Genomic DNA, 10580 nt, shown 5'->3' on the forward strand with positions numbered 1-10580 from the left:
CGGGGCAATTCCACCGGCCCGCACCTGCATTTCGAGGTCCTCCAGGGCGGCACCGAGCGGATCGATCCGGTGCCGTGGCTCGCTAAGCGTGGTCTCAGCGTCGGCAACTACGCTGGCTGAGGTGACCGCGCCGAACGAAGAAAATTCCGGTCCGCGTCCGCCCGAGCCCCCACCGGAGCACGACCCGCCCTCCGACTCACGGCACCGGATCGATCCGCTCGGTGCCGCCCTGGAGGACCTCGAAATGCAGGTGCGGGCCGGTGGAATTGCCCCGATTGCCCATGGTGGCGATCTGGTCGCCGGCCATCACGCGCTCACCGACGCTGACCAACGCGGTGTTGATGTGACCGTAGAGCGTGACCGTGCCGTCGGCGTGGCGCAGCTTGACCAGCATGCCGTAGCCGCCGGCCGGACCGGCGTCGATGACGACCCCGTCGGACACCGCGTAGATCGGGGTGCCGATCGAGTTGGCCAGGTCGATGCCGGCGTGCAGCACTCCCCAGCGGTAGCCGAAGTTGGAAGTGAAGATGCCTTTGGTCGGCATCACGTAGAGCGGTTGAGACAACCGGGCCTCGCGCTGAGCGCGGTCGTTGGCGAAGGCGACGCCCTTGGCCAGCTCCTGGTTGTGCAGCGCGGCGGTGGCCGCGGGCTCCGCCGCGATCACCTGGGGGCCGCGGACGGTGTTGCTGCCGCCCGCGCCGCCGGTGAGCGCGGAGGCGTTCGCGGTCAGCACCGCGTCGGTCTTGGGGGTGTCGGCGTGGCTGGTGGCCGTGTGCGCGGCCGCGGCGGCGGCGCCGGCGGCCATCGCCGAGATCAGCAGGCGGCCCCGGGCCGCGCTGGTCGGTTGCTTGCGGTGCTGCCCGCCGCGCCGCGCGACGCCGACGACGTCGGTGACGTGTGGGCGATCGAGGCGCCGCTCGGTGCGGGGCTCGATGACCACCCGCGGCAGCACCTCGGTGACGGGCGCCGCCAGCCATGCCGGGCGCAGGTCGTCCGCGTCGTGCAGGTCGTCGAGTTCGGGCGCCAGCAGCACCTGTGCTTCGTTGTCGAACGTCGAGTCATTGCTGAAGTCCAGGTCGCCGAGATCGCCGGCGTCGTCGCTGAATTCGAAGTCGTCGAAATCGAAGCCGTCGAGCGGGAGGATTTCGGTGACTTCGGTGCGGTGCGGGGCTTCCGCCCACCGGGCGCCGGCCGCGCGACCAACCCTGACGACGCCCTCAGTTACGGCAGAAGGCCGGGCAAAACGGTGCTGGGACAACCTGAAATGTCCTCGTATCGTGACCATAACGTTATCTGGACCCTAGGAAGGTATCCGCTAACGCGCGGAACTGGCAACCTCGTCGCAGAATCCGGGCGGAATTGTGATTTGGATCACGCGGACGGTCAACCCATAGCTCGTGAGCTGTGCCACATCGGCGGACGCGGCGGTCAAAGGCATTTGAGGGGTGGATACAGTTCGTCCGTGCGAGTTGCCGAGTGCGGCACCGCCCACCAAGAGGCCTAGTAGTTGAGTCGAGCGAAGACAGAGAGTCCATGGACCTTTTCGAGTATCAAGCAAAAGAATTGTTCGCCAAGCACAACGTACCGACTACGCCGGGACGCGTGACCGACACGGCCGAGGGCGCTCGCGAGATCGCCACCGAGATCGGTCGCCCGGTGATGGTCAAAGCGCAGGTGAAGGTCGGCGGGCGCGGCAAGGCGGGTGGCGTCAAGTACGCGGCGACGCCCGAGGACGCCTACGAGCACGCCAAGAACATCCTCGGCCTGGACATCAAGGGCCACGTGGTGAAGAAGCTGCTGGTCGCCGAGGCCAGCGACATCGCCGAGGAGTACTACATCTCCTTCCTGCTCGACCGCGCCAACCGCACCTACCTGGCCATGTGTTCGGTCGAGGGCGGCATGGAAATCGAGGAGGTGGCCGCCACCAAGCCGGAGCGGCTGGCCAAGGTTCCGGTGGACGCCGTCAAGGGCGTCGACCTGGCGACCGCGCGGTCCATCGCCGAGCAGGGCCACCTGCCCGCCGAGGTGCTGGACGCCGCCGCGGTCACCATCAACAAGCTGTGGGAGGTCTTCGTCGCCGAGGACGCCACCCTGGTCGAGGTCAACCCGTTGGTGCGCGACCCCAAGGACCAGATCCTGGCGCTGGACGGCAAGGTCACGCTGGACGCCAACGCCGACTTCCGTCAGCCGGGCCACGCCGAGTTCGAGGACCGCGACGCGACCGACCCGCTCGAGCTCAAAGCCAAGGAGCATGACCTCAACTACGTCAAGCTGGACGGCTCCGTCGGCATCATCGGTAACGGGGCGGGCCTGGTCATGTCGACGCTCGACGTCGTCGCCTACGCGGGCGAGAAGCACGGCGGGGTCAAGCCGGCCAACTTCCTCGACATCGGCGGTGGCGCGTCGGCCGAGGTGATGGCCGCGGGCCTCGACGTCATCCTGAACGACAAGCAGGTCAAGAGCGTGTTCGTGAACGTGTTCGGCGGCATCACATCCTGCGACGCCGTCGCCAACGGCATCGTGACCGCGCTGAACATGCTCGGCGACGAGGCCAACAAGCCGCTCGTGGTCCGGCTCGACGGCAACAACGTCGACGAAGGCCGCCGGATCCTGGCCCAAGCCAACCACCCGCTGGTGATCCAGGCCGAGACCATGGACGCCGGTGCCGACAAAGCCGCCGAGCTGGCGAACAAGTAAGGGAACCAAGCTATGTCGATCTTCCTGAACAAGGACTCCAAGGTCATCGTCCAGGGCATCACCGGCGGTGAGGGCACCAAGCACACCGCGCTGATGCTCAAGGCCGGCACCCAGGTGGTGGGCGGCGTGAACGCCCGCAAGGCGGGCACGACCGTGTCGCACGTGGACCCGGTCGGCAAGGACGTCGAGCTGCCCGTGTTCGGCACCGTCGCCGAAGCGATCAAGGAAACCGGCGCCAACGTCTCGGTCGTGTTCGTGCCGCCGAAGTTCGCCAAGGACGCTGTCATCGAGGCCATCGACGCCGAGATCCCGCTGCTGGTCGTCATCACCGAGGGAATTCCGGTGCAGGACAGCGCCTATGCGTGGGCCTACAACGTCGACAAGGGGCAGAAGACCCGCATCATCGGGCCGAACTGCCCGGGCATCATCACCCCGGGCGAGGCGCTGGCCGGCATCACGCCGGCCAACATCAGCGGCCCCGGTCCGGTCGGGCTGGTGTCCAAGTCGGGCACCCTGACCTACCAGATGATGTACGAGCTGCGCGATTTCGGCTTCTCCACCTCGATCGGTATCGGCGGTGACCCGGTGATCGGGACCACCCACATCGACGCCATCGAGGCCTTCGAGAAGGACCCCGACACCAAGGTCATCGTGATGATCGGTGAGATCGGCGGTGACGCCGAGGAGCGGGCGGCCGACTACATCAAGGCCAACGTGTCCAAGCCGGTCGTCGGTTACGTCGCGGGATTCACCGCGCCGGAGGGCAAGACGATGGGCCACGCCGGCGCCATCGTGTCCGGCTCGTCGGGCACCGCGGCCGCCAAGAAGGAGGCTCTGGAGGCCGCCGGCGTCAAGGTCGGCAAGACGCCGTCGGAGACCGCCGCGCTCGCCCGGGAGATCCTGCAGAGCCTGTGAGCAGGGCCGTTCGCGGCCAAATTGGAACACGTTTCAGGTTTCGGTTAGCCTGACGAATTAACACTTGTCAGGAGGCCTGTAATGCCGGTGCATCCCCGCACCCCGGTGCTCGTCGGCGTCGGCCAGTTCACCGAGCGCATCGACGACGCTGACTACCGGGGCATGTCGGCGGTCGACCTCGCGACGGCCGCCGCGCAGGCGGCCCTTGCCGACACGGGCGCCAACGGCGTTGCACACGCCGTCGACACCGTCTTCGGGCTTCGGCAATTCGAGATCTCCGGCCCGATGCCGGCGACGCTCGGCAAGTCGAACAACTACCCGCGCTCGGTGATGAACCGGCTCGGCGGCGACCCAACCCGGGTGGTACTGGAACCGGTCGGCGGGCAGGGGCCGCAGAAGCTCGTCACGGAGGCGGGCAACACCATCGTGGTGGGCGACGCCGACGTGGTGCTGATCATGGGCTCGGAGCCGGGGTCGACGGCGCGCTACTTCGCCAACCGTGACGACAAGCCGGACTTCACCGAAGACGTCGAGGGTCAACTGGAGGATCGCGGTCACCAGATCTCGAGTTACATCGACGAATACACCATCCAGCACGGTTTGACCGGGGCGCCGGTGCAGTACGGGCTGCTCGAGAACGCCCGCCGCGCCCGCCTGGGACGTAGCGTGGCCGACTATCGGCGCGAGATGGCCGAACTGTTCGCCCCAATGTCCAAAGTGGCTGCCAAGAACCCGTTTTCGTCATCGCCGGTCGAGCGGTCGGTCGAGGAGATCATCACGGTCACCGACGACAACCGGATGATCAGTGACCCATACCCCCGGTTGCTCGTCGCCCGAGATCAGGTCAACCAGGGCGCGGCGGCGGTGCTGATGTCCGTGGAAGCCGCGACCCGCCTCGGTGTGGCGCAAGACAAATGGGTCTACCTGCACGGCCACTCCGACATGGTCGAGCAGGCGATGCTCGACCGCGTCGACCTCGGGGCCAGCCCGGCGGCGGTCCACGCGGCCCGAGAAGCGTTGCGGTTAGCGGGAATTGGCGTTGACGACATCGCCACCTTTGATCTGTACAGCTGCTTCCCGTTCCCGGTCTTCGTCATCTGCGAAGCTCTCGGCATCGACGGCGACGACCCGCGCGGTCTGACCTTGACCGGCGGATTGCCGTACTTCGGCGGCCCCGGCAACAGCTACTCCCTGCACGCTATCGCCGAGACGGTCGCGCAGATGCGGGACAGGCCAGGGCAGTTCGGCCTCGTCGGCGCCAACGGCGGGATCATGAGCAAGTACTCCGTCGGCATCTACTCGACCACACCCGTGGACTGGCGCACCGACAACTGTGCGGAGCTGAACAAGCAGGTTGAAGCGCTGCCCAAGGTCAACGTCACCAAAACGCCCGACGGTGAAGCGACGATCGAGACATACTCCGTGCGCTACGACTGGCCGGTCCGGACCGGCATCATCGTCGGCAGGCTCGCGACGGACAACACGCGATTCATGGCGACGACCGACGACGAGGATCTGGTCGCGTTGATGTGCGACGGCGATCCGCTCGGTGCGGAAATCTCGGTGTGGTCGACCGGTAACGGTAACCGCGCGTCGCTGCGTTAGCGGCTGTCGCCGTCGCGACACATAAACCACGCACCCGACACGCCGTCACGCGTCGCACTGGTTTAAGTCTCGGCGTTCACGGGCTCGGCGACACGCCTGGCCTGGGGTCAGACCAGGGCGGCGAGCTTGCCGGCCAAGCGCTCGACGTAGGCGGCGACCTCGTCCTCGGATTTGTCCGGCAGCCCGAACAGCACCTCGGTCACGCCGAGCTCGGCCCACTTGGCCAGCTTCTCGGGCACCGGCTTGAAGTCCAGCGCCACGATCTGCGGGGCGCCGTCGCGGCCCGCGGCCGCCCAGGTGTCCTGCAGCAACTTGACCGGCTCGTCGATGTCGAAGTCGCGCGGGGTGGTGATCCAGCCGTCGGCGCTGCGGGCGATCCACTTGAAGTTCTTCTCGGTGCCCGCCGCGCCGACCAGCACCGGGACGTGCGGCTGCACGGGCTTGGGCCAGGCCCAGCTGGGACCGAACTTGACGAACTCGCCATCGTAGGAGGCTTCTTCTTCGGTCCACAGCGCCCGCATCGCCTCGAGGTACTCGCGCAGCATCGTGCGGCGCCGGCCCGGCGGCACATTGTGGTCGGCGAGTTCGTCGGTGTTCCAGCCGAACCCGACGCCCAGGCTGACCCGTCCGCCGGACAGGTGGTCAAGGGTGGCAATACTTTTCGCCAACGTGATCGGGTCGTGTTCGACGGGAAGAGCCACCGCGGTGGACAGCCGCACCCGCGAGGTGACCGCGCACGCCGCGCCCAGGCTCACCCAGGGGTCTAGTGTCCGCATGTAGCGGTCGTCGGGCAGCGACTCGTCCCCGGTGGTGGGGTGAGCCGCCTCGCGCTTCACCGGAATGTGGGTGTGTTCTGGCACGTAGAAGGTCGTAAAGCCGTGGTCGTCGGCGAGCTTCGCGGCCTTCGCCGGGGAGATGCCACGATCGCTGGTAAAAAGCACAAGCCCGTAATCCATGGGGTGAATTAGAACGTGTTCTACCTCCGCTGGGCAAGCCGTCGTGAAACGGACCGTCTCGCGAGCAGGTCGCGGGCCCGCCGATGCGGACGTCACCGAGCAAGCCGGTGGCAGCGGCACGGCCTGCCGCACGTGCGCTAGCGTGGGTGATCGACCGCGTCGCTAACGCAGCGAGGCGCCTGGAAGCACAGCGTTGCACTGCAACTGTGGCGACCGCTAGGCAGTTCAAGGCACTGGAAGCAACAGGAGGAGCCATGACCTACTCTCCCGGAAGCCCGGGCTATCCACCGGCGCAACCCGGCGGCGCCTATGCGGGCGGCACACCGTCCTTCGCCAAGGACGACCACGGAACGAGCAAGCTGCCGTTCTACCTGAACATCGCGGTGGTGGTTCTCGGTCTGGCCGCCTACCTCCTGAACTTCGGCCCCACCTTTACCATCGGCGCCGACCTCGGCCCGGGCATCGGTGGCCGCGCCGGTGACGCCGGCACCGCGGTCGTGGTTGCCGTGCTGGCGGCGCTGCTCGCCGGGCTCGGCCTGCTGCCGAAGGCCAGGAACTACGCGGGAGTCGTCGCGGTCATCGCGGTGCTGGGTGCCTTGCTCGCCATCACCGAGACGATCAACCTGCCCGCCGGTTTCTCGATCGGCTGGGCGATGTGGCCGCTGGTGGCGGCCGTCGTGCTCCAGGCGATCGCCGCCGTCGTCGTGGTCCTGCTGGACTCCGGGGTGATCACCGCCCCGGCGCCGCGGCCCAAATACGACCCGTACGCGCAGTATGGCCAGTACGGGCAATACGGCCAATACGGTCAGCAGCAGCCCTACTACGGTCAGCAGCCGGGCGGCCAGCAGCACGGCGGGCAGCAGCAGTCGCCGCAGGGCTACGGTTCGCAGTACGGCGGCTATTCGCCGAGCGCGGCGCCCACCCAGAGCGGCGCTCCGACCGGCGGTTTCGGCGCTCAGCCCTCGCCGCAGTCCGGACCGCAACCGTCCGCGCAGCAGCACGGCTCGAACACGCCGCCCACCGGCTTCCCCAGCTTCAGCCCCCCGCCCAACGTCGGCGGATCGGACTCCTCGGCGACGGCAAACTTCTCCGAGCAGGGTGGGGGCCAGCAGTTCGGCCACGAGCAGCAGTCGCCGTCGTCACCGTCTGGGCCAGCGCCCTCCTAACCGTGCGCTGTCGCGCCTAGTCGGGGACGTGCCCCAGAGTGACACGGGTGGAGGACAACCGGGCAGCGGGCGCTCGCCAGGCGCGTGATCTCGTCAGGGTCGCGTTCGCCCCCGCGGTGGTGGCGTTGGTCATCATCGCCGCGGTCACGCTGATCCAGTTGTTGATCGCCAACAGCGACATGACCGGCGCGCTGGGCGCCATCGCCAGCATGTGGCTGGGCGTGCACCAGGTACCGGTCTCGATCGGCGGTCGCGTGCTCGGGGTGATGCCGCTGCTGCCGGTCCTGTTGATGGTCTGGGCCACCGCGCGCAGCACCGCCCGGGCCACGACGCCCTACTCGTCGTGGCTGGTCGTCCGCTGGGTCGTCGCCTCGGCGCTGGGCGGCCCGTTGTTCCTGACGGCGATCGCCCTGGCGGTCATCCACGACGCGTCCTCGGTGATCACCGAGCTGCAAACGCCCAGTGCGCTACGCGCGTTCCTCAGCGTGCTCGCGGTGCATGCCGCCGGCGCCGGCATCGGGGTGTGGTCCCGGGTGGGGCCGCGCGCGCTCGCGGCGGCGTCGCTGCCGTTCTGGCTGGGCGACTCGCTGCGCGCCGCTTCCGCCGGGGTATTGGCGTTGCTCGGGCTCTCCGGCTTCGTGACGGCCGGGTCGCTGGTGGTGCATTGGTCAACCATGCAGGAGCTCTACGGCATCACCGATTCGATCTTCGGCGAGTTCAGCCTCACCGTGCTGTCAATGCTGTACGCGCCCAACGTGATTGTCGGCACCGCGGCAATGGCCGTCGGCTCCAGCGCGCACATCGGATTCGCGACCTTCAGTTCGTTCATCGTGTTCGGTGGTGACATCCCGGCCGTGCCGGTGCTGGCCGCGGTCCCCAGGCCGCCGCTGGGGCCGGTGTGGGTGGCGCTGCTCATCATCGGTGCGTCGTCGGGTGTGGCGGTCGGGCAGCAGTGCGCCCGGCGGGCGCTGCCGTTGCTGGCGGCCGCGGCCAAGCTGCTGGTCGCCGCGGTCGTGGGCGCGCTGGTGATGTCCGTGATCGCGTACGCCGGCAGCGGCCAGCTGGGTAACTTCGGGCACGTCGGCGTCGACCAGGGCGCGTTGCTCGTCGGCGTCTTCTTCTGGTTCGCGGTCGTCGGCGGGATCACGGTGGTGATGACCGGCGGGGTCAGCCGCCGTCCCCGGCGGCCCAAGGTCAAGCCCGCAGCGGCCGCGGCGGCCGAGGAACCGGCCGACTTCGCGGGCGTCTTCGACGACGAGCCGTCGCCCGACGAGGAGGAGGCGATCCCTGGGGAGGCGGGTGACGCGCTGGATCCGCCCGCGGGCGAGGCCGCCCAACCCGACCCCCCGGTGACCGACACGCCATCCCCGCGCGAGCCCGGACAAGAAGCCACCGAGCGAGATTCCGAGGAATAAGCCTTCCGCCGGCCGCCGCGCGACAATCCGGTTGGCGCCGTCGGGGTGCCGAGGTCGATCGCCCGACTCTGCTCACGTCGCTGCACGACCCGCATCGTCGGCGGGCTAGGCTCGCCGATGTGGTCGAACCGCTCCATGTGCCCCCGAACGCACCGGCACGGGTAGTGGTACTGGCGTCGGGCACCGGGTCGCTGCTGAATTCGCTGTTGACCTCCGCCGTCGCGGATTACCCGGCCCGGGTGGTCGCCGTCGGCGCCGACCGCGACTGCCTGGCCACCGAGATCGCCGCGGCCGCGTCCGTGCCCGCCTTCACCGTCCGGCTCGGCGAGCACCCCGACCGCGCCGCCTGGGACGCCGCCATCACCGAGGCCACCGCCGCACACTCGCCCGACCTGGTGGTCTCCGCCGGGTTCATGAAAATCCTTGGGCCGCAGTTCCTTTCACGGTTCTACGGTCGGGTCATCAACACCCATCCGGCGCTGTTGCCGGCGTTTCCGGGTGCGCACGGGGTGGCCGACGCATTGGCCTACGGTGTCAAGGTCACAGGCTGTACGGTGCACCTGGTGGACGCCGGGACGGACACCGGGCCGATTCTGGCGCAGGAATCCGTTCCGGTGCTCGACGGCGACACCGAAGAGACTCTGCACGAACGCATCAAAGTCACCGAACGGAAGCTCCTGGTGGACGTGGTGGCCGCGATCGCAACACGCGGCCTGACCCTGGTCGGGAGAAAAGCGACGATCGGACGAAAGGCGACGAACCGATGAGCACCGACGACTGGCGGGAAGACGCCAAACGGCCGATCCGGCGCGCCCTGATCAGCGTGTACGACAAGACCGGGCTCGTCGACCTCGCCCAGGGACTGGCGGCCGCGGGTGTCGAAATCGTGTCGACCGGATCCACGGCGAAGGTCATTGCCGACAAAGGCATTCCGGTGACCCGGGTCGAGGAGCTGACCGGATTTCCCGAAGTGCTCGACGGCCGGGTCAAGACGCTGCACCCGCGCGTGCACGCGGGCCTGCTGGCGGACCTCCGCAAGCCCGAGCACGCCGCCGCGCTCGAGGAGCTCGGGATCGCGGCGTTCGAGCTCGTCGTCGTCAACCTGTACCCCTTCACCGAGACCGTCGACTCCGGGGCCAGCATCGACGAATGCGTCGAGCAGATCGACATCGGCGGCCCGTCGATGGTGCGGGCCGCGGCGAAGAACCACCCCAGCGTGGCGGTGATCGTCGACCCGCAGGGCTACGACGGAGTGCTCGCCGCGGTACGGTCGGGCGGGTTTAGCCTCGCCGAGCGCAAAAAGCTGGCGTCACTTGCCTTTCAGCACACCGCCGAGTACGACATCGCCGTCGCGAGCTGGATGGAGTCGACGCTGGCTCCCGAACATCCGCCGACGACTTTCCCGAAGTGGCTGGGCCGCAACTGGCGTCGCTCGGCGATGCTGCGCTACGGCGAGAACCCGCACCAGCAGGCGGCGCTGTACAGCGACCCCGGCGCCTGGCCAGGACTGGCGCAGGCCGAGCAGCTGCACGGAAAAGAGATGTCCTACAACAACTTCACCGATGCGGACGCGGCCTGGCGGGCCGCCTTCGACCACGAAGAGACCTGCGTCGCAATCATCAAGCACGCCAACCCATGTGGCATCGCCATCTCCTCGGAATCGGTCGCGGACGCGCACCGCAAGGCGCACGAATGCGATCCGTTGAGCGCCTTCGGCGGGGTCATCGCGTCCAACACCGAAGTCAGCCTGGAGATGGCCGAATACGTCAGCACCATCTTCACCGAGGTCATCGTCGCCCCCGCCTACGAGCCGGCCGCCCTGGAGG

Annotated in this window: 9 protein-coding genes and 1 pseudogene; 8 read left to right on the plus strand and 2 right to left on the minus strand. The window is 68.3% G+C overall.

All coding sequences use genetic code 11. The annotated features are described in order from the left end of the window. A pseudogene (locus A9W96_RS30080) lies at positions 1-120 on the plus strand (M23 family peptidase); the annotation flags it as partial. 76 nt (positions 121-196) lie between these two features. Here A9W96_RS30080 and A9W96_RS04045 read toward each other — a convergent pair. Then, a complete protein-coding gene (locus tag A9W96_RS04045) occupies positions 197-1258 on the minus strand; it encodes a M23 family metallopeptidase (RefSeq protein WP_067138028.1) in 1062 nt (353 codons plus the stop codon). Positions 1259-1533: 275 nt separating this feature from the next. Here A9W96_RS04045 and sucC point away from each other — a divergent pair, with 275 nt between their 5' ends. From sucC to A9W96_RS04060, 3 genes are all read left to right on the plus strand, one after another. Further along, complete coding sequence (gene sucC / locus A9W96_RS04050) at positions 1534-2697, plus strand: ADP-forming succinate--CoA ligase subunit beta (RefSeq protein ID WP_066866701.1); 1164 nt, start codon at positions 1534-1536, stop codon at positions 2695-2697. 12 nt (positions 2698-2709) lie between these two features. After that, positions 2710-3612, plus strand: coding sequence for a succinate--CoA ligase subunit alpha (sucD, locus tag A9W96_RS04055; RefSeq protein WP_066877837.1), 903 nt, complete (start codon positions 2710-2712; stop codon positions 3610-3612). 81 nt (positions 3613-3693) lie between these two features. Then, positions 3694-5217, plus strand: a complete 1524-nt coding sequence (locus tag A9W96_RS04060) for an acetyl-CoA acetyltransferase (protein WP_067138030.1) — start codon at positions 3694-3696, stop codon at positions 5215-5217. A 107-nt stretch (positions 5218-5324) separates the two neighbouring features. On the opposite strand, the gene A9W96_RS04065 is transcribed toward A9W96_RS04060, so the two are convergent. After that, positions 5325-6173, minus strand: a complete 849-nt coding sequence (locus tag A9W96_RS04065) for an LLM class F420-dependent oxidoreductase (RefSeq protein ID WP_066866696.1) — start codon at positions 6171-6173, stop codon at positions 5325-5327. 254 nt (positions 6174-6427) lie between these two features. On the opposite strand from A9W96_RS04065, the gene A9W96_RS04070 reads away from it, so the two are divergent. The 4 genes from A9W96_RS04070 to purH all read left to right on the plus strand — a co-directional run. Next, positions 6428-7339, plus strand: a complete 912-nt coding sequence (locus A9W96_RS04070; protein ID WP_066877835.1) for a DUF5336 domain-containing protein — start codon at positions 6428-6430, stop codon at positions 7337-7339. Between the two features lie 47 nt (positions 7340-7386). Then, positions 7387-8754: a DUF6350 family protein gene (locus tag A9W96_RS04075; protein WP_067138033.1), complete on the plus strand. Its 1368-nt coding sequence runs from the start codon at positions 7387-7389 to the stop codon at positions 8752-8754. A gap of 119 nt (positions 8755-8873) precedes the next feature. Next, positions 8874-9521 carry a phosphoribosylglycinamide formyltransferase gene (purN, locus tag A9W96_RS04080; protein WP_066871991.1) on the plus strand — a complete coding sequence of 216 codons (648 nt, stop codon included), beginning with the start codon at positions 8874-8876 and terminating at the stop codon, positions 9519-9521. Continuing rightward, positions 9518-10580, plus strand: a 1063-nt coding sequence (purH, locus tag A9W96_RS04085) for a bifunctional phosphoribosylaminoimidazolecarboxamide formyltransferase/IMP cyclohydrolase (protein WP_067138035.1), incomplete at its 3' end; no start/stop codon positions are given. The genes purN and purH, both read left to right, overlap by 4 nt.

This window comes from Mycobacterium sp. 1245852.3 (assembly GCF_001669335.1).
GTDB lineage: Bacteria > Actinomycetota > Actinomycetes > Mycobacteriales > Mycobacteriaceae > Mycobacterium > Mycobacterium europaeum_A.

Bases quoted from the DNA above. Each gene is read 5' to 3' on its own strand.
- sucC (WP_066866701.1), top strand. From the start codon at position 1,534: ATGGACCTTTTCGAGTATCAAGCAAAAGAATTGTTCGCCAAGCACAAC.
- sucD (WP_066877837.1), top strand. From the start codon at position 2,710: ATGTCGATCTTCCTGAACAAGGACTCCAAGGTCATCGTCCAGGGCATC.
- A9W96_RS04060 (WP_067138030.1), top strand. From the start codon at position 3,694: ATGCCGGTGCATCCCCGCACCCCGGTGCTCGTCGGCGTCGGCCAGTTC.
- A9W96_RS04065 (WP_066866696.1), bottom strand. From the start codon at position 6,173: ATGGATTACGGGCTTGTGCTTTTTACCAGCGATCGTGGCATCTCCCCG.
- A9W96_RS04070 (WP_066877835.1), top strand. From the start codon at position 6,428: ATGACCTACTCTCCCGGAAGCCCGGGCTATCCACCGGCGCAACCCGGC.